The sequence below is a fragment of the Spirosoma daeguense genome, assembly GCF_054776875.1.
The window spans coordinates 341338-359608 of the sequence record NZ_BAAHBF010000008.1 but is presented as its reverse complement, the minus strand read 5'-3'; the positions used below and the strand labels follow the sequence as shown (position 1 = coordinate 359608).

20 protein-coding genes are annotated in these 18271 nt (G+C 44.9%); 16 read left to right on the top strand and 4 right to left on the bottom strand.

All coding sequences use genetic code 11. The features are described 5' to 3' along the window. Window positions 1–65 precede the first annotated feature (65 nt). The 3 genes from ACYVD4_RS25555 (at window position 66) to ACYVD4_RS25545 (ending at window position 1546) form a co-directional block, all read left to right on the top strand. Window positions 66–554 (top strand): DUF4199 domain-containing protein, encoded by a 489-nt coding sequence (locus ACYVD4_RS25555; protein WP_460950526.1) that lies wholly within the window; start codon window positions 66–68, stop codon window positions 552–554. 80 nt (window positions 555–634) lie between these two features. Then, window positions 635–1066, top strand: coding sequence for a VOC family protein (locus ACYVD4_RS25550; protein ID WP_460950524.1), 432 nt, complete (start codon window positions 635–637; stop codon window positions 1064–1066). Window positions 1067–1171: 105 nt separating this feature from the next. Then, complete coding sequence (locus ACYVD4_RS25545) at window positions 1172–1546, top strand: VOC family protein (RefSeq protein ID WP_460950522.1); 375 nt, start codon at window positions 1172–1174, stop codon at window positions 1544–1546. Here the strand turns inward: ACYVD4_RS25545 and ACYVD4_RS25540 are convergent, their stop codons facing one another. Continuing rightward, entirely contained in the window at window positions 1547–3925 is a 2379-nt protein-coding gene (locus ACYVD4_RS25540) for a TonB-dependent receptor domain-containing protein (protein WP_460950521.1), read from the bottom strand. 105 nt (window positions 3926–4030) lie between these two features. Beyond that, entirely contained in the window at window positions 4031–4666 is a 636-nt protein-coding gene (locus tag ACYVD4_RS25535) for a dioxygenase family protein (RefSeq protein WP_460950520.1), read from the bottom strand. A gap of 208 nt (window positions 4667–4874) precedes the next feature. Here ACYVD4_RS25535 and ACYVD4_RS25530 point away from each other — a divergent pair, with 208 nt between their 5' ends. The 4 genes from ACYVD4_RS25530 to ACYVD4_RS25515 all read left to right on the top strand — a co-directional run bounded on the left by ACYVD4_RS25530 (window position 4875) and on the right by ACYVD4_RS25515 (window position 8301). Further along, a complete protein-coding gene (locus ACYVD4_RS25530) occupies window positions 4875–5942 on the top strand; it encodes a sensor histidine kinase (RefSeq protein WP_460950518.1) in 1068 nt (355 codons plus the stop codon). 54 nt (window positions 5943–5996) lie between these two features. Then, window positions 5997–6551, top strand: coding sequence for a TetR/AcrR family transcriptional regulator (locus ACYVD4_RS25525; protein ID WP_460950516.1), 555 nt, complete (start codon window positions 5997–5999; stop codon window positions 6549–6551). Between the two features lie 60 nt (window positions 6552–6611). Next, window positions 6612–7421 (top strand): SDR family oxidoreductase, encoded by an 810-nt coding sequence (locus ACYVD4_RS25520; RefSeq protein WP_460950515.1) that lies wholly within the window; start codon window positions 6612–6614, stop codon window positions 7419–7421. A gap of 139 nt (window positions 7422–7560) precedes the next feature. After that, window positions 7561–8301, top strand: a complete 741-nt coding sequence (locus ACYVD4_RS25515; protein WP_460950513.1) for a LytR/AlgR family response regulator transcription factor — start codon at window positions 7561–7563, stop codon at window positions 8299–8301. Window positions 8302–8356: 55 nt separating this feature from the next. Here ACYVD4_RS25515 and ACYVD4_RS25510 read toward each other — a convergent pair whose 3' ends face one another. Together ACYVD4_RS25510 and ACYVD4_RS25505 are read right to left on the bottom strand one after the other, a co-directional pair. Continuing rightward, a complete protein-coding gene (locus tag ACYVD4_RS25510; RefSeq protein ID WP_460950511.1) occupies window positions 8357–8566 on the bottom strand; it encodes a helix-turn-helix domain-containing protein in 210 nt (69 codons plus the stop codon). Window positions 8567–8569: 3 nt separating this feature from the next. Continuing rightward, entirely contained in the window at window positions 8570–9073 is a 504-nt protein-coding gene (locus tag ACYVD4_RS25505; RefSeq protein ID WP_460950510.1) for a DUF2975 domain-containing protein, read from the bottom strand. 310 nt (window positions 9074–9383) lie between these two features. Between ACYVD4_RS25505 and ACYVD4_RS25500 the strand changes: the two genes are divergently transcribed. The 9 genes from ACYVD4_RS25500 to ACYVD4_RS25460 all read left to right on the top strand — a co-directional run bounded on the left by ACYVD4_RS25500 (window position 9384) and on the right by ACYVD4_RS25460 (window position 18172). After that, a complete protein-coding gene (locus tag ACYVD4_RS25500; RefSeq protein ID WP_460950508.1) occupies window positions 9384–10331 on the top strand; it encodes a PLP-dependent cysteine synthase family protein in 948 nt (315 codons plus the stop codon). A 179-nt stretch (window positions 10332–10510) separates the two neighbouring features. Continuing rightward, window positions 10511–11080 (top strand): type 1 glutamine amidotransferase domain-containing protein, encoded by a 570-nt coding sequence (locus ACYVD4_RS25495; protein ID WP_460950506.1) that lies wholly within the window; start codon window positions 10511–10513, stop codon window positions 11078–11080. A gap of 164 nt (window positions 11081–11244) precedes the next feature. Beyond that, complete coding sequence (locus ACYVD4_RS25490; protein WP_460950505.1) at window positions 11245–12429, top strand: DUF2911 domain-containing protein; 1185 nt, start codon at window positions 11245–11247, stop codon at window positions 12427–12429. Window positions 12430–12517: 88 nt separating this feature from the next. Further along, window positions 12518–13114 (top strand): tetratricopeptide repeat protein, encoded by a 597-nt coding sequence (locus tag ACYVD4_RS25485; protein ID WP_460950503.1) that lies wholly within the window; start codon window positions 12518–12520, stop codon window positions 13112–13114. After that, window positions 13111–15294: a hybrid sensor histidine kinase/response regulator transcription factor gene (locus ACYVD4_RS25480; protein ID WP_460950501.1), complete on the top strand. Its 2184-nt coding sequence runs from the start codon at window positions 13111–13113 to the stop codon at window positions 15292–15294. The genes ACYVD4_RS25485 and ACYVD4_RS25480 overlap by 4 nt, the downstream gene beginning before the upstream one ends. Before the next feature lie 105 nt (window positions 15295–15399). Further along, complete coding sequence (locus ACYVD4_RS25475; RefSeq protein ID WP_460950500.1) at window positions 15400–15843, top strand: nuclear transport factor 2 family protein; 444 nt, start codon at window positions 15400–15402, stop codon at window positions 15841–15843. A 345-nt stretch (window positions 15844–16188) separates the two neighbouring features. Beyond that, window positions 16189–16404 carry a hypothetical protein gene (locus ACYVD4_RS25470; RefSeq protein WP_460950498.1) on the top strand — a complete coding sequence of 72 codons (216 nt, stop codon included), beginning with the start codon at window positions 16189–16191 and terminating at the stop codon, window positions 16402–16404. 61 nt (window positions 16405–16465) lie between these two features. Next, complete coding sequence (locus ACYVD4_RS25465) at window positions 16466–17584, top strand: hypothetical protein (RefSeq protein ID WP_460950496.1); 1119 nt, start codon at window positions 16466–16468, stop codon at window positions 17582–17584. 24 nt (window positions 17585–17608) lie between these two features. Further along, entirely contained in the window at window positions 17609–18172 is a 564-nt protein-coding gene (locus ACYVD4_RS25460; RefSeq protein ID WP_460950494.1) for a hypothetical protein, read from the top strand. The last annotated feature ends 99 nt before the right edge of the window (window positions 18173–18271 follow it).

Genomic DNA, 18271 nt, shown 5'->3' with positions numbered 1-18271 from the left:
CCATTTTGGAAGAACCAGAAATTAACTTTTGCCTATTCGTAAAACTATCCTAAATCAAAAACAATATGTTGGCATATTATAGAGTAGAAATTAAGTGGGCAATTCTATTTTCGATAATGGTTTTGGCCTGGATGGTATTAGAAAAAATCTGTGGGCTTCACGGAAAATATATTGACTATCATTTATACCTGACCAATCTTTTTGCCATACCAGCTATCTGGTTTATGGTACTGGCTCTTATTGATAAAAAGAAAAATTTCTACGGCGGAAAAATAACGTATCAACAAGGGCTCATTTCCGGAATTATTCTATCTATATTAATTGCTTTGCTCAGCCCTTTAACGCAATGGATAACGTCATACGTAATCACACCAGACTATTTTCCGAACGTAATTAAGCGATCCGTAGAGATTGGCTATTACAAAACAACGGCTGAGGCTGAAGCAAATTTTAATTACAAAAATTACGCAATTCAGGGTGCAATAGGTTCGCTAATGATGGGTATTATCACAACTGCAATAGCCATGATTTTTATCCGAACAAAAGCTAACTAACAGCCGACGACTATATTTCTCCACCAACTACTGCATTATTGTTTCACTTTTTAAATTCTAACAACCAACCAGTTACTTTTATGGCTACAACAAACACGTATTTAAACTTTGATGGAAATTGTGAAGAAGCTTTCACGTTTTACAAATCCGTATTTGGCGGAGAGTTTACCTACCTCGGCCGCTTTGGCGACATGCCCGAAAGCGATGAATCTAAAATTGAAGATAAAGACAAAAACAAAGTAATGCACGTATCACTACCCATTGGGCAATCGATTTTAATGGGAAGTGATATTATTGAAGCATATGGAACTTCGTTTGTAAAAGGTGATAATTTTTCAATTTCTGTTACCGCAGAAAGCAAGGAAGAAGCTGATAAAATTTTTACTGGTTTAGCTGAAAATGGACAAATTACAATGCCGATGAATGATACATTCTGGGGTGATTATTTTGGCATGTTGGTTGATAAATTTGGTATTCAATGGATGGTAAGTTTTAACGAGAATCAGCAATAGAAACTGTTTAGACTTCCCTAAAAATTGCGTGTTTTTTGTCACTTCAACATCAACAGTAGGAGTGACAAAAAACACCCTTTTTTAACGTAATGAACGTCTGCTTTTATGAAACTGATACCGCTGTTCAAATGCCGGAACATGCCCGAAGCTGTTACGTTCTATACCACCATTCTCGACTTTTCGCTTAAATATCCGAAGGCTTCGTCCAACGACTACGTAGTCGATTTGATCAATGGTGTGGCCGAATTGCAACTGACTGTTTTGGAACGTGATACGTTATTTGGCAACGTAGTGAATGTGCGCGTTCTGGATGTCGATGCGTTGTTTCGGCACTACGTTACGCGGGGGCTTGATACGTCAGGATACGAGAAATCGCCGGTTCATCAGGGACCAACTACCCAGACGTGGGGTATACGCGAATTCTATGTAACCGACCCTAGCGGCAATACGTTACGGTTCGGGCAGAAAATCGCTACGTAGTTAATCCGGATTTTCGGTCTGCCTCATCCGTGGCGACTTAATCTCTTTCTTGCCAAGCTTATACGAAAACGTAAGCCGGATATTCTGATTCTGGTAGCGATTCGTCAGCAATTGCCGGAACGATTCCGTCCGGATTTCTTCCTCAATAAACGTATAAGGCGTTAGCGGTGTGTCCATGCGCAAGCTGACATTGAATCGTTCGTTCGCCGATTTTTTGCTAAACGTGAGGCTGTAGTAATTCCAGCCAGAGCGATAACCCTGTAGCTGGAGGTTGTTGGTATCGAAGAACCCATAAAAATCAACACTATAGCCGCCAGGCAGTTTGTGACTATAATTCACAACGAGTTGACGCATCAAACCACTGTTACGTAGGTTCATCAGCGGACTCTCCAGCCGGACGTATTGGAGCGTCAACGTAGTGCCGAGGCTAATTTTGGTAGTCGGTTTCCAGTTCAGATTGGCCGATATACCCAACCGCTGGTTACGCCCAACATTTTGCCAGGTTGTCACAAAAACACCGTCGCTACGTGGAGTACGTATCGTTTCAATACTGTTCTGGTTATTGTTGAAAAAAAGCGCTATATCGGTGAAAAGCTTCGTGCCATTTTGAGAATAACTAATCTGGTAACGCCTTGTGATTTCGGGCTGCAAGTACGGATTTCCCCGTTGGATGTTTAGTGAATCACTATTGTTCACCGTCGGGTTCAGGAAGAAATAATAAGGCCGAACAATCTTTGTAGAATAGCCCAATTTTATACTGCTTTTCTGGCTCAGATTTCGGCTAATCAATACGTTTGGCAGCAGATTCTGAAACGACGGGATAGTTAGCAAAATATCTTTGAACGTAGCATTTAATAAGGTTTGCTCATAACGCAAACCCGTCATAAACTGCCATTGATGAAACTGGAAATTCAGATTCGTGTACAGCGCATACACACTGCTTCGATACGAAAATACATTCGACCGTGTCCGATCATTTCGGTACGTATCGCTCCAATTATCATAAACCAAGAACTGACTATCGCTGTCGATATATTTTCCGTAAAACTTTCCGCCGGTTTCCCATTTCATTTTATTGGCAAACGATTGGCTATAATCGGCCTGAAGAATCAGCTCACGATTTAATGTATGGCTATCGAAATTCTCCCGATAAATCGCCAGATCGGTATCGGTTTGGGCAAGGGTGTAGCGATTTAAATGGTTTGCCGAAAAATAGATGCCTAAAAGCGAAAACTCATGCCGTTTATCGGTCGACGTTCCGGTATAACCTGATGTAAAAATATTTCCTTTGATATCGGACGGCGTATAAACCTGCCGTTGAAACGTTGGCAAAATTATTCCGTTTTCAGCCCGAAAATTGTCGGATATCAAATGCGTTCGATTTGGTGTGTAGCGCAGCCGATAGCCAATATTCAGCGTTTTTGTGGAATCGAGGCTGTACAGTACGTTAATTCCACCAACGGCAAATTCGCCCGTATTCCGCGTTTCGTTCTGTTGCAAAACCTGAAACTGTTCCGATTCCCGTGTCAGCACCGAACCATTTCGGTTCCAGTATATCTGGTAAAAGCCGTCGAGTTTCACCAGCCATTTATTGTATTTACTCTGCACGTTGCCCATTAACTGATGGCTTCGGTTGCCCAATACGCTACTCACGTTGCCATTTGTTACGTTGTTGCGCACTTTTCGGGTAATGATATTCACAACGCCATCCGTTCCTTCCGCATCGTAACGGGCCGATGGATGCGTAATAACGTCGACCTTCACAATACTTTCGCCGGGAACAATTTTCAGCGCATCAGCCACCGACGAGGCATAGATTTCCGACGGTTTTCCATCGATAAACACCCGAATATTCGAACTTCCCCGCATCGACAAACCACCGTTCGCATCGACCGACAGCAACGGCACTTTACGCAATATGTCCGATGCATCGCTCCCGGCAATCGTTGGCAGACTTTCTACATTGAACGTAATGCCATCGGCGCGTTGCTCAATCAATGGTTTTTGCCCTCTAACGGTTACTGCGCTCAAATTTTTCACATCAGGACGTAGCGAAATCACGCCCAAATCCACCACTGGCTGATCGAGACGTAGCGCCCAAACGGACGTTTGATGAGGTCGATAACCAACCGTGCTAAACGTAGCCTGATAGGTACCAAACGACAGTTTTCCTACCTGAAATTTCCCCAAACTATCAGTCAACGTACCGTCGATCAATCTGCTTTCTGCAAACACGGAAACCGTAGCAAACGGAATTGGTTTTCCCGTAAGCGAATCTGTCAGTACACCATGCACAGAACCCAGATTATCAACGTATTGTGCGTTTGCAACTGTAACTCTGAGCAGTATCGACAGCAGAAAAACAACGTAGCGTTTCATAAGGGATAGATGTAACGAATAGATTATCAGTCGATAATTTGGGCAACAGTGCAGCATCTCGCGCAAATCGGCGAGTGTTATGACTTTCGATACGTAGCAGGAGATTTACTGATTCGCAGGGTAATTCGGGATGTTTTTGCCGAGGTAAATGTGCCGTTCGGCTTTGTACATGTTACCCACATCGTTGAGTTTTACGATGCCGCTACCACCCCGATTGTCAAGCTTCTTATGCTGATCGGCGGTTAGGAGCGGATCATCATCAAACAGATATTCGTCAATATAATACTCCGGCAAACCGGGTTCTTTGATGGTTACGTGAATATGCGCCGGATCAGTGTGGCCGGGATAGGGTGCCGGACGTAACGTAACGAATTTATATTCGCCTTTTTCGTTCGTACGCATCCATCCCCGAATGGAACCATGCCGTTTTTCCCAACCTTTGGCATCCGCTTTGGCGGTGTAATGGCCAGTTTGGTCGGTGTGATAGACGTAAATAATGACACCCTGCGCAGGTGTTTTTCCATCGGCTTTATAAACAACGCCATTTATTCCCAATGGCTTTTTGCCGTCCCACGTAGCGTCGGGAAGTTTAGCGACGACTTCCAGTTTGTCGAAAGGAACCGGACTTTCGTGAATCGCTTCGCAACCTTCGCAGGGGCCGCCGACTTGTTTGTTTTGGCCGAAGGTTGTTAACGTAACAACCAACGTAGTAGCCAAGAGTATCAACCGTTGTGTTTTCATGGTGAATAGGTTTAACGTTTTCGAAAACTCCAGGACAAAGCAACGTAGCGCATTTTTCATCACAAAAGAAAGTAGACCAACGGGCAGAAAAATAGACGAGTTACAAAGTCGTTTTTCGTTGCTCTACTTTTTTGGTCGTTGGTCGATATAATTTTTGACGTATTGCTCTTTTGTGTTCATTTACATCGAATTACAAATCAGAAACGGTATGGACTTTCTGGATCGAACGATAAAAATTCCGCTCACCAACCGCACCACTTCGGTTAAATATGCCCTTGTCCATACGGCTTACTGGATACTGATTACGGGGTTTTTCCTGTACGAAAAACGATATCTGCTCTACAAGGCCGGGCTACCGTATTTTGCTGCCTGCGTCATCATCCGGGTGGTATTGCTAATTGCCATTGCCTACCTCAACATCCATTACTTTCTACCTCGTTATCTGCTCACCGGACGTTACTGGCGCTATTTCGGGCTTGTGCTGTTGTCAATTCTGGGTTATCTTCTCGTTCAGGCGTTTTACGATTTTCTCCTGTATGGATTTGTGGTTGCGCCCACCCTAAACCACGACTGGGTTGAAACGCTGTCGTATAATTTCTTTAGTACGTTGTGGTATCTCGGTCTGATGGTACCGCTGAAACTAAGCATCGACTGGTACGAACAGCAGCGAACCCTTCAGAAAATAGCCGTCGAGAAATTACAGGCCGAAGTGAATTTTCTGCGTTCGCAGGTGAATCCACATTTCCTATTCAACATCCTGAATAACCTGTACGCGCTGACACTCAAAAAGTCGGACCTCGCGCCCGATATGGTGCTGAAACTGTCGGAAATGATGGAATATATGCTCTACGACAGCGACGACGCTAAAGTGCCGCTCGAAAAGGAAATCGGCTATTTGCAGAACTACATCGAACTGGAAAAAATCCGCTGTGGCGACCATTCCGATATCGCTTTGCAAATCAACGGAAAACCCAACGGGCAGGAGATTGCTCCGCTTTTACTACTTCCTTTGGTCGAGAATGCGTTTAAACACGGTGTTGGCCGACAAACCGGTAATTCGTGGCTGCACGGTACGTTGACGCTCAATCCGACCGCCATCGAAATGACCGTCGAGAACAACAAACCCGATACGTTGGCAAAAGCTCAAAAAGGAGGCATTGGATTAGCTAATCTGCGGAAACGGCTCGAACTGCTTTACCCCGGCCGCTACAGTCTCCAGACCGAAGAACGTAGCGATACGTATCGGGCGGCACTATCGATTCAATTTGCGGATTGAAAATAACAGATACACCATTTGGAATATTCATTCCATTTCATATACATTTGCAACGTGAACAAAAAGGAAACCATACTACAGGCAGCTATGTCATTATTGGTGAGCAATGGCTTACAGGCTACGCCGATGTCGGCCATTGCAAAAGCAGCCGGTACGGGCATGGGAACGATTTATAACTATTTCTCGACAAAAGAAGAGCTCGTCAATGCCATTTACCTGTTCATAAAGGAAGAAGAATTGAGTATGCTTCAGGAACCGTTTTCAGAGGATTCCATCAAGTTTCAATTCGATTACTACTACAGCAGTCTCGTTCATTTTTACCTCAACAACCCCACTGCTTTTGCGTTTATGGATCAGTTCCAGAATTCGCCTATCATCACAAAAGAAACAAAAGAAGCAGGTGTAAAAACGCTGGAGCCCATTACGTCGCTCCTGCAAAAAGGACAAAAACAGGGCCTCATTAAAGCGATGGATTTACAGATACTCATTCAATTTCTGGGAGGCACTCTTACTAGCTATGTGCGCTGGGCACTGAGCGCTAATAACAAGACTACCGAAACAACTATAGCTGCCCAGTTAAAATTGACATGGGACGCTGTTAAACAATAAAAATTTGTCAAGATTTTGGAGTGAACATTCATTCCATTTTTTAGTAAACCTGTGAATAAAGTGAAAACCATTTTTATGACCGGTACGTCTACCGGATTGGGAAAAGCCGCCGTAAAACTATTTGCGGATAAAGGTTGGAACGTAATGGCAACCATGCGCAACCCCGAAAAAGAAACAGAATTGGCCAATATTCCCAACGTAACGTTGATGGAACTGGATGTTACAAATCCGGAACAAATCAAGAACGTAGCTGCACAGGCCATTGAATCAGGCCCTATCGACGTAGTATTTAATAATGCTGGATATGGCCTTGCCGGACCTTTTGAGGGTGCAACCGATGAACAGATAGTTCGTAATATTACTACCAATCTATTGGGTACTCTGCGTGTAACGCAAGCTTTTCTTGGTCATTTCAGAGCTAAAAAAAGCGGACTCTTTATTAGCACTACGTCTATCGGAGGAAGTATTGCACTGCCCTTCAATTCGGTTTATCATGCCACCAAATTTGGTCTGGAAGGCTGGAGCGAAAGTATGCAGCTTGAGCTAAAACGAATGGGAATTGGCATTAAAACGGTAGCGCCCGGAGGTATTGCCACTGACTTTGCTGGCCGTTCGTTAGATATGGCACAACACGAAGCGTATCAGGAAGATCTTGAAAAAGTATTGGTTGTTTTTCAAGACCCCGAACGCCGGGCGAATTACTCAACTGCGGAGCAAATAGCCGAGGTAGTTTACGAAGCTGCAACAGATGGAAAAGACCAATTACGGTATCTGGCGGGCAACGATGCCAAAGGCTATTATGCAAGACGTCAGGAAGTTGGCCAACAAGCCTTTAGTAACGAAATTAGTCAGCTATTTTTTGGTGCCTAAGTCATGTAAAGCTGACAAATTTTAGTAGTTTCTCGCTCGAACCTCTAGTATACCACGGCCAAAAATCATATAGTATGCTAGAGGTTCGAGCGTACTCATATCTTAAGTCGATCTGGTAGCACCTCAACCCAATCCCGCTATGTTAACCTGTGTAATCATCGACGATGAACCGCTGGCGCGGGAAGTGCTGGAAGGCTATCTCGGACGCCTGAATTTTATAAAATCAGTACGTCAGTTTGGCAATGCTCAGGATGCGCTTGTATATCTGAAAAGTAACGAAGCCGACGTCCTGTTTCTCGATATCGAAATGCCCAGCATGAGTGGTATTGAATTTCTGAATCACATCGCCGAATCATCATTTTTACAACCACCCATCACGGTTTTTACCACCGCTTACCGCAACTACGCTTTCGAAGGTTTCGAGCTTGGCGTTATCGATTTTCTACTCAAACCGATTGCGTATCCTCGTTTTTTACAAACCATCGAAAAAATCCGCGACTTTTTAGCCCTTAAAGTGTACAATACGAACCTCGAAAGCAATCCGAAAGAAGACAATTCCGAACAAAACGATTCAATTTTTGTAAAAAGTGGCGTACAACGTATCAAGCTCAATTTCAGCGACGTAACATACATACAAGGACTAAAAGATTACGCCATTATTCATACAACGACGGGTAAAATTGTTATTAAAGGCTCGATCAAAGCCATGCACGACATTTTCCCGGAAGTTCGCTTTATTCGGGTTCACAAATCGTTTATCGTAGCCCAATCCCGTGTGATACGTGCCGAACGAAATCGGTTGGTATTGACGGATGGGCAGCAGATTCCCCTCGGACGTAATTATAAGGATGAGGTTGAAAAAGCCTTATTTAACCAATAGAACTAGCTGTAACGTAACATAGGTTATTTCTTTTCGAGCAATCGGTTCGTTGCTTTCATTCCTCATTAAGATACTCTAAAATGTCGCCCGGTTGGCAGTCCAGAGCTTTACAAATGGCCTCTAAGGTACTAAAACGAATAGCTTTCGCCTTTCCAGTCTTTAATATTGAAAGGTTCGATAACGTCAAATCAACTCTTTCTGAGAGTTCATTCAGAGAGATTTTACGTTTTGCCATCATCACATCTAAGTTTACAATGATTGGCATAGCCTATATGGTTAAATCGTTTTCGTTCTGAATTTCGACCCCTTTTCTAACAATGGTTGCAATGATGTAGATTACTGCCGACATCAGTATAAATGCCTGACTGTCTGCCCAGAACTGATCCAGACTATCTATTACATACCCATGATGAAGTAAATTTTTAGCTGTTTGCCGGGCTACATAACTAAAAAGACCTATAGAAAAAGTGTAGTAACTAATCTGCGTTATCTGCTCCAAAACAAAGCTATTGAACGGTTTTGCTAACGTAAACTTGCTCACAAGCCTAACAACCACGTAAAACAAGTAGGCTTTCAAAATGGAGATAGTCAGAATAAATGTGTACATACCGAAAAAAGCCCATTTACTCCGATTGTACATTTCACTTAAATCCAGCTTTTGATAAAGATTTTGAACAAATTCAGGTTTGACGAGGCTGAAAATAAAATTGACTATTAACCCTCCGGCTTCTATGCATAAGCCAACAAAGATGATCCAGGCAATAATTTTCAAGCTGTTAAATACGAAGTCGTTTGCGTTTGACATAATTGAACAGATATTTTATTACACTTCAAAATTAATAAAAATTTATTAATAAACAATAAAAATTGAACTATTATCAATACATAACCACATAAGTTGATAGCTATTTTCTATAGGCTTTGATAGCATACTTGTCGATCTACGCTTTAACAACCGCACCCTGTAGCTTACAGCTACTGCTGTCTACCCTTAAAAATTACGGTCGTTCTTCGGTTTGCATAAGTTTTTAGTACCCTTTTTCAGAACGTACTACGTACCTTACCAGCAAATAAATTCTGTTATGATTTCACCTGTTCTTCCAGTCTCGGCCAACACACTGCAAGTAATTGGTCATACCCCAATTGTTAAGCTCAATAACGTAGTGGCTCCCAACAGTGCCGACGTATTTGTGAAACTCGAATACTATAATCCAACTGGTTCTTACAAAGACCGGATGGCGCTGGCAATGATTGAGGAAGCCGAACATAGTGGAGCACTACGTCCGGGCATGACCGTAGTCGAATGTACTGGCGGTAGCACGGGCACATCACTGGCGTTTGTCTGCGCCATAAAAGGGTATCGATTTGAAGTTGTTACGTCAGATGCGTTTGCCAGGGAAAAACTACAGACTATGCGTGCCTTTGGAGCCCATTTGGTTATTATACCCAGCCAGGGAGGGAAAATCACGCCCGATCTGATTCCTTCCATGCGCGAACGGGCGCGCGAAATTGCCCAGCGTCCCGATGCGTATTTCACCGACCAATTCAACAATCCCGGTTCAAAAAAGGGCTACCGACGTATTGGTGCCGAAATTCTGGCGCAACTCAACCGACCAATTGACGCGTTTTGTGGCGGCATTGGTACTGCTGGCATGTTAATGGGTGTTTCGATGGAGTTGCGCGAAGCAGGGCAAACTACTCGTGTTGTAGCCCTCGAACCAGCATCGGCACCGTTGCTCACGCAGGGTAAACCCGGCCCGCATCGGGTTGAAGGAATTGCGGTTGGTATAGTGCCGCCCCTGTTGAATTCCAATTTTTACGATGAAGCCCGTACCGTTGAGGAAGCTGACGCTCGGCAGATGGCCCGTCGACTAGCACGCGAAGAGGGTATTTTTGCGGGTGTGTCAAGCGGATTGAACATTGCAGCAGCTATCAAACTAGCTCAGGAATTGGGCAAGGGACGTACTGTGGTAACGGTCGCCTGCGATTCGGGTATGAAATACCTAGCCGGGGATTTATACGCTGAGTGAGACTGGATTCCTGATCTAAGTTTTCAGAATTACTATACCTGCCATATTGCCACTACATAAACTTTGAACAACGAGTTACTACGTCCTCGATAAACCATTTCCAACAAACCAGTAACACATTTTGCCAACTTTCTGCGTTTTGGAGAGTTGTTACTACGTAATCACATAATCAACGTAGTATGGAAACGCAGCAACGATTGCAGGGAAAGAAGGTGGCGATTCTGCTAACCGATGGGTTTGAACAAGTTGAAATGACCGAGCCGCGTCAGGCTTTAGAGGATGCTGGAGCAACCACGCATCTTATTGCGCCAGAAGGTGGCGAAGTGAAAGGTTGGGAGCATACTGATTGGGGCGATACGTTCCCCGTTGATTTACCACTAGCCGGTGCCGACCCAAACCAGTACGATGCCCTACTGTTGCCGGGTGGTGTTATGAATCCCGACAAACTACGTATGGAGCCGAAAGCGGTTCAGTTTGTCCGGCATTTTTTTGAGAATCATAAGCCGGTGGCCGCTATCTGTCACGCGCCGATTCTGCTGGTTGAAGCCGACGTAGTGAAAGGTCGTAAGCTTACCTCCTATCCATCGATTCAGACCGACCTCAAAAACGCAGGTGCCAACTGGGTCGATGCTGAAGTGGTGACCGATCAGGGATTAGTGACAAGCCGGAAACCCGACGATATTCCTGCCTTTAATCAGAAGATGATTGAAGAGATCAAAGAAGGAAAACACGACCGACAACACGCATAACGGTTTAATTTATCAGGCATTTATAAACAAAAAGAGACTGTCAAAAAACAGTCTCTTTTTGTTTATAAATGCGAACCGGTTCAGCCCAGAATGTCGCATTTTTACAATTTCACCTATTGGCAGTCACGTATTTTTAGAGCGTTTTCCTACCAGATTCTCCGAAAATGCGCTTGATCGCTGTTTTATTCGCCATTTCCTGCCTGACCTCTGCCAACGTTTCAGGGCAACGCAATCAGCCATATACAGCTTCCTTTATTGGGCGTATGGGTACCGACACAGTTTTAGTTGAGACCTACACAATGGTCAATAATCATTTGTATGGCAAAGCATTTGTTCGGGTACCTGAAGATTATATTGGCGAATTTAGCATCCATTTTCATCCAGATGGCTCCATACGCGAATTCAATGTCAATGCGATGAATCCGCTCAACAGCTCCATTCCTTTTCAGGCGAAATCGGGCGTATTCGAATATCGATTAAATATGAACTGCCGGAACGATACCTGCACGTATTACAATTCGGAGCGAGGAGAAAAAACGCAAACTGTTTTCCGGCATCCAACAAAGTCGGTCGATTTCGTAGGAGGCTGGGTACCGTTTATTTCATTAATGGAATGGAATTGCCTGCGACTGGTGAAATCCGGAAAATCGAAGATACCGTTGAAAATGATCAATCACCGAATTGGCGTTTATGATATTGGCGTTCATTTCGCGGCTAAAGATACCATCATCTTTGGCGGCCCTTTTCTCGAATACACCAAACTTAACGTTGATCCGGAAGGCCGAATTTCTCAGGTAGACGGTATTGGAACGCCGTGGAATTACTACGTATCCAAACATCCGCCAATTGATATTGAACAGATTGCGAAACGAATGGCTAAAACTCCCGGCATTGACATTCCTTCTCCAACGGAAACCATTCGGGCCAACGTAAAAAAATCAAAAATTGAACTGACGTATGGCAGGCCGTTCAAACGGGGGCGCGTAGTGTTTGGCGGGATTGTACCGTACGATTCGATCTGGCGAACAGGCGCTAACGGCCCAACGCGAATAAGTCTTCAACATCCAATCCGAATCGGAACAACAAACATTCCGCCGGGGCAATACAGCATTTATTCGATTCCTCAAAAAGACAAATGGGTGCTCATTTTTAGCTCCGATCTTACGTCATGGCCAACAGACCCGAATCGCAGAAAAGATTTTGCTCAGGTAGTTATTCCGGCAAAGACGACTACAAATCGCAGCGAACAATTTACGATTACCATTCAGGAAACCACAAACGGGGGCGAATTGACGTTTAACTGGGATAACGTGCTCGCAACGGCTACGTTTGATGTTCTTGCGAAATGAGCGAACATCGATAGCCATTTACAAAACCCTATCGTTCAACTTCATTTTTTTTGCGCTATTTTGGTAACACTACCTACCCTGTCTACCAATGAATTGGCGTTACGTATTCGTTTGGGCGTTTAGTTTCACTACGTTGCTGGCTACGGCCCAGCAAAAGCCTGTCGATAGTCTTCGCTACGTATTACAACTTGCCCGGCACGACAGCATCCGGGCAACGATTTTAACAGCGCTTGTTAACAGTTACGAAGAGATCGACAACGATTCGGCTTTGTTTTTCGGGAAAGAATTTCTGCGTATTGCCCGAAACCTTCGTCGGCCAGCCATTGAAGCCAACGCCTTCAAACAGTTGGGTTACGTATATATGAATCAGGGAAATTATGCCGAATCATTACGTCATCATTTCAAATCGCTGGCGATTACGAAAGAAATTGGCCCTGAAAAAGCATTGATCGATATCTATCGCTCCATCGGCTACCTCTATCTGGTCTACGGCGATTATGAGAAGGCGAAAGAATACCTGCTGATTGCCAAAAATTTTCCGCACCAACGAATTCCGCAGTTTATTTATGCGCATCTGGCCAACACCTACGAAGGACTGAATCAGCTCGATTCGGCTTATTGGTACGTTAAACACGGCTACAATACGGCCATGTACGTAAACAACAGCTTCATCTGGGCTATATGATGGCGTCGATGGCCAGTGTATATGCCCGGCTTGGCAAATCAGATTCGGCCATTACGCTCTATCGAAACAGTCTGGAAGTTTGTCGTCGGCAGAAGAATTTTCGCACATTTAGCCACAATGCCGTCAAACTGGCGGAACTGTATTATAATCAGAATCAGATCGATTCCAGCCTGATTTTTGCCCGACAATCTATTCGATCAGCCGGAAAAGTTCGGTTTCCGCTCGATACGTGGGAAGCCAGTACGTTATTGGCGCGTATACACAAAGCCCGACGCAACCTCGATAGTGCGTTTTTTTATCAGGAAATCAAACTGGCCGCGCAGGATACGTTATTCAATCGCCAGAAAATTCAACAGACCCAACTCGTCGCTTTCGATGAGCAGCAACGTCAGCAAAAAGCCGAAGCCGAACAAACGGCCTACCAGAATCAGGTGAAACAATACGCGTTGCTGGCTGGGTTGGGCGTGTTGGCACTGGTGGGGTTCATTTTGCTACGTAACAACGTCCAGAAGCAGGCGATAAACGCTAGGCTTCAGCAACAAGCTGAGCAACTGCACTTTGCTTTAACGGAGCTAAAAGCCAGCCAACTCCGGGAAGCCGAGCAGGCCAAAGCCGCCGATGAGATGAAGATGCGTTTCTTTGCCAACATCACGCACGAATTTCGAACGCCACTTTCGCTCATTACGGCTCCGGTTGAGAAGCTGCTTCTCGATGCTACGTTATCGGCTACGTATCGCCAGTTGTTGGTAACCGTTCAACGTAACACTCAGAAACTACTACACCTCATTAATCAACTGCTCGATATTGCCCGAATCGAAGCGGGTAGTATGCCAGTTAGCGAAGTGCAGGGGAATCTGGTCGATTACGTAGCCAGTATTGTTGATCAGTTCCGGCCAATGGCCGATGAAAAACAGATTTCGCTAACGTATCAGGCACCTACCGACCAAAATCAATGGCTTTTTGATGCCGATAAATGGGAGAAAATCCTGTCGAATCTGTTGTCTAATGCCTTAAAATTTACTCCACCCAGTGGAGATGTCCGGCTTTCATTGCAGTTATTGCCGATAGGGCCAACATATCTGGCAAGTATGCAGGTTACGGACTCCGGCATTGGAATTCTTCCCGCCAAACTTCCCCATGTTTTTGACCGATTTTATCAGGCCGACGATTCGTTGACGCGACCGCACGAGGGAACCGGCATCGGACTATCGCTGGTGAAAGAACTGGTCGATTTGCTGGGCGGTTCTATTTCGGTGAATAGTCGTCCCGGCCATACGGTTTTTACAGTTGAGTTTCGCATCCGTTTAGCCTCTGGCAACTACGTAGCGCCACCCGTTTTGCCCATTTTGCGCTCAGTACCCGAATCGATTCCAGCCGAAAAATCTATAGAAATCAACAGATCTGAAACCCAAAACATCAATTCGCCTTTGGTGCTGGTGGTTGAAGACAATGCCGAATTGCGTTCGTTTCTGGTAAGTGAACTACAAACTACGTATCGGGTTTTGAGTGCGGTCGATGGGGAAGATGGTTGGAAAATCACCCAACGTGAACTTCCCGACGTAGTGATTTCGGACGTAATGATGCCGCAAATGAATGGCTATGAACTTATACAACGCATCAAAACGACTCCCGACACAGACCATATTGGCGTCATTTTATTAACTGCCAAATCCGATACCGAAAGCAAACTGGATGGTTTGGCGCAAGGTTCCGACGACTACATATCCAAACCTTTTACCTTAACTGAACTTCGGTTGAGACTCCGAAATCTTCTGTCCCATCAGCAAAAACTCCAGAAGCATTATCAACAACAGCTAAACCACCCGCAGACAGAAAATTCGGTTGCAATTATTCAGGATAAGTTTCTGCTACGGGTATACGAACTGCTCGATCATCACCTCAACAATCCCGAACTGACTGTGGAGTGGCTGGCCGATCAACTGGCTATGAATCGAAAAACGCTGTATCGCAAAGTGCAGCACCTGACGCAGTTAGCCCCCAACGAACTCATCCGACGGTATCGACTGCGTAAAGCGGCTGATCTGCTACGTAGCGGCTACAACGTTTCTGAAACGGCCTATTGCGTTGGCTTCGAAACGCCGAATTATTTTAGCCAGTGTTTCAAGGAAATTTATCGGCTCACCCCTACTGAATTTGTAAATCAAGGCATCAACGCCTGACAAACTCGGTTTGTGCCCCAAAATTAACCAGAATTGCCCCAAATTTAGCCGGTATTCCAGCCGATAACTGTGAGGTTTGCAGCATCCATTAAACCTCCATTTATCATGATTAACCGTTTATTTCTTTGTGCTGTGTTTGCATTCGTCAGTACCCTTTCTCTGGCACAAAATCCCACGCCGTTTACGGAAAAAACGTACCGCGAAATCACCGGGCGTTTTATGAAAGACCCTGTTACGTTTTTCGAAAAAGACTGCCTCCCCGACTTCGTGGCCGTTGGTGCCGACGGGAAGCGCGGTTCGCAGGAAAGCAATAAGAAGATATTTCAAAACCTCGTCTGCGACAAGCGTGATTACGAAGACTTGCTCATCCGGCAATACGGTCCAACGGGCGTAATGACCGGCATTGCTACGTCGACCTATCGGCGTAAAGATGGTAGTACGTTTACTCACAAAGATTACTGGACGCAGCTCTTCGTCTGGAAAAACGGAGGCTGGAAAATGGCCAGCTATCAGGCTACCGCGCTCGATAGTGGCTATAGCAAACAGTAGCTTTTCAGCTTTTCAGAAAATCAAAACCGCCGTTCAGAAAAGCAAAACGGCTCGAATGGCCCAACGTATTGAAATTGGTGTTCTGATGCTTACATGTATTGAGTTCAACTGATTGATAAGTTTGTCTCAGACAGCATCCTGCCGCTTCGGTGGGCCGATGTCTGGGACAAACTTATCAATCAAGATGCCTACGTAACAATTGTATGTACTGAAAATGTCGCATTTGTACAATAAACCCCAGAAACCTCTTGTCAATTTTATGCCACAAACTCGTTCACCTGCTACTGATTTTTACGATGAAATTTGTCAGCATATGGATTCTGGTATTTACCTGTTTTTCAGGCTATGTTTTCGCTCAGTAGCCCGGCCAAAAATGGTCAGAAGCCACTTTCGGAGAAACCGTTTTTCTATCGACTCGATGACAAAAGCTGGAGCAATGTTGCGCTGGCACTAATAAACATCGACAAAGGCACCCGCCCGCTACGTACCCCGCTCTACATGGCCGTCAACGGTGTTGACCGCGAGTATGTGCATGCCAAAGATGACGTCAAAGCGAAGTAGCTGGCAAACTATGGTTTTTAGACATACGTAGCATTATCAAACTTTTATCCTCACCTACCTTATGAAAACCTATAACTTCCTAATAATCTTCCTGGTAAGCAACCATTTATTTGCTCAGAATAATTATGTACAACGAACGGTTAATTCGGTTATACCAGCTAACTATAATACGTTGGTAGGCCCATTGGCTGGTAATTTAACTATGACGGGAATTAATAATTCGTTTGTGGGCGGTTATACGGGGTATAGTAACACAACGGGGTTTAACAATTCATTTGTGGGCTACGCAGCAGGGTATAACAACACGACAGGTTGTTATAATGTCTTTACGGGATTCACTGCTGGTGAAAACAATACAATAGGTAGGTTTAATGTTTTTACAGGAAGTGAAGCTGGCTATTCGAATTCGACGGCGTATTACAACGTTTTTACCGGGAATCAGGCGGGGTATAGCAACACTACAGGCTGGTATAATGTATTTACAGGAGCATTTTCGGGCCAAGTAAATACAACCGGTTTTGCGAATACGTTTACAGGCTTCGATGCCGGGAAAACAAACACAACGGGTAGCAATAACGTCATGCTGGGATACAATGCCCATCCAGCCAGCGGAAACCTTCAAAATGCGGTGGCTATTGGTGCCAATGCTAAAGTAGCGTTAAACAACGCCATTGTGCTGGGCGATCATACAAATGCCAGTATTGCCGTTGGTATCGGTACTGATTCGCCTTTGTATCCACTCGATGTGCGCGGCATTATTAACCTACGTAACAACGGCACGCTCAAATTCAGCCACTTATCGAATCCACTGTTTCAGGGCACAACCGACCAGTTTCTGACCGTAAACGAACAGGGTGAAACCGTGCTGGCGCGTTATCGGCTAAAAATAAACCATCCTGACAATTGGGCCGACCGCGTATTTGCGCCTGATTACCAACTCAAACCACTTTCTGAAATTGAACGCTACGTCCAAACCGAAAAACATTTACCCGGTATGCCCTCAGCAGAGGACATAGCACAGAAAGGTGTCGATTTAGCCGAGTTGAACGCCAAACTGCTGGAAAAAATTGAGGAATTGACCTTACACGTGATACGTCTCGAAAAGCAAACTCAGCAAATCGGAGAAGTGCAGCAGCGAATCCGGCAGCTCGAAACACATCGTATTCATTACCGTCGTTAACGCCTTCTTATCCTACCATCATCCATGAAATCCTGTCTTAACTTATTCCTCTGTGTGGGGGTTTGGGGGCTTTTTTTGTTGCTTCCTCAACGTAGCACGGCCCAGAGTATTACAACACCTGTCCTGAACACGACAGCCATTTGCTACGGCGGTGATTTTCAGCTTGGCTTTACGTTATCCGGCTTTACACTTACACCAGCGTACCCAACTGTTACGGTGAGTGTATTTCTATCGGATGCCAACGGTTCTTTTGCTACACCTTACGAACTAACGGCATACCCAAAAACGAATGGTACGTTTTATGACCATATATCGCTGACAAACCGTCGGCACGTACTTCCGGCAGGGAATGGATACCGGCTCAAACTCTGCGTAGGCACTGTATGCAGTACTCTGAGTGAGCCTTTTACGCTTGCTCCGGAAAACGGCATGCCCATTACGGGCGATTCCAAATTCAGAATTAGCCTTCAGCCTTTTGTTAGCACTAGTCAGTATATATGCCCCGCCAAACCTGCTCGTTTCGAGGTAAAAAACGAGCTTCAGGCAGACCTTCAATGGTTTAAAGATAACCTGCCAATGTCCGGCTAGACAAGCAACGTACTGTCGACAACGCAGGTTGGTACGTTTACCATACGAGCCACGAAAGCCGGCTGTTCAACCACAGAAGATATTGGCTACTCGCAACCA

Bases quoted from the DNA above. Each gene is read 5' to 3' on its own strand.
- ACYVD4_RS25555 (WP_460950526.1), top strand. From the start codon at position 66: ATGTTGGCATATTATAGAGTAGAAATTAAGTGGGCAATTCTATTTTCG.
- ACYVD4_RS25510 (WP_460950511.1), bottom strand. From the start codon at position 8,566: ATGCCAATCATTGTAAACTTAGATGTGATGATGGCAAAACGTAAAATC.
- ACYVD4_RS25460 (WP_460950494.1), top strand. From the start codon at position 17,609: ATGAAATCCTGTCTTAACTTATTCCTCTGTGTGGGGGTTTGGGGGCTT.
- ACYVD4_RS25540 (WP_460950521.1), bottom strand. From the start codon at position 3,925: ATGAAACGCTACGTTGTTTTTCTGCTGTCGATACTGCTCAGAGTTACA.
- ACYVD4_RS25515 (WP_460950513.1), top strand. From the start codon at position 7,561: ATGTTAACCTGTGTAATCATCGACGATGAACCGCTGGCGCGGGAAGTG.
- ACYVD4_RS25535 (WP_460950520.1), bottom strand. From the start codon at position 4,666: ATGAAAACACAACGGTTGATACTCTTGGCTACTACGTTGGTTGTTACG.
- ACYVD4_RS25480 (WP_460950501.1), top strand. From the start codon at position 13,111: ATGATGGCGTCGATGGCCAGTGTATATGCCCGGCTTGGCAAATCAGAT.
- ACYVD4_RS25550 (WP_460950524.1), top strand. From the start codon at position 635: ATGGCTACAACAAACACGTATTTAAACTTTGATGGAAATTGTGAAGAA.
- ACYVD4_RS25490 (WP_460950505.1), top strand. From the start codon at position 11,245: ATGCGCTTGATCGCTGTTTTATTCGCCATTTCCTGCCTGACCTCTGCC.
- ACYVD4_RS25495 (WP_460950506.1), top strand. From the start codon at position 10,511: ATGGAAACGCAGCAACGATTGCAGGGAAAGAAGGTGGCGATTCTGCTA.
- ACYVD4_RS25470 (WP_460950498.1), top strand. From the start codon at position 16,189: ATGTTTTCGCTCAGTAGCCCGGCCAAAAATGGTCAGAAGCCACTTTCG.
- ACYVD4_RS25465 (WP_460950496.1), top strand. From the start codon at position 16,466: ATGAAAACCTATAACTTCCTAATAATCTTCCTGGTAAGCAACCATTTA.
- ACYVD4_RS25475 (WP_460950500.1), top strand. From the start codon at position 15,400: ATGATTAACCGTTTATTTCTTTGTGCTGTGTTTGCATTCGTCAGTACC.
- ACYVD4_RS25500 (WP_460950508.1), top strand. From the start codon at position 9,384: ATGATTTCACCTGTTCTTCCAGTCTCGGCCAACACACTGCAAGTAATT.
- ACYVD4_RS25530 (WP_460950518.1), top strand. From the start codon at position 4,875: ATGGACTTTCTGGATCGAACGATAAAAATTCCGCTCACCAACCGCACC.
- ACYVD4_RS25545 (WP_460950522.1), top strand. From the start codon at position 1,172: ATGAAACTGATACCGCTGTTCAAATGCCGGAACATGCCCGAAGCTGTT.
- ACYVD4_RS25485 (WP_460950503.1), top strand. From the start codon at position 12,518: ATGAATTGGCGTTACGTATTCGTTTGGGCGTTTAGTTTCACTACGTTG.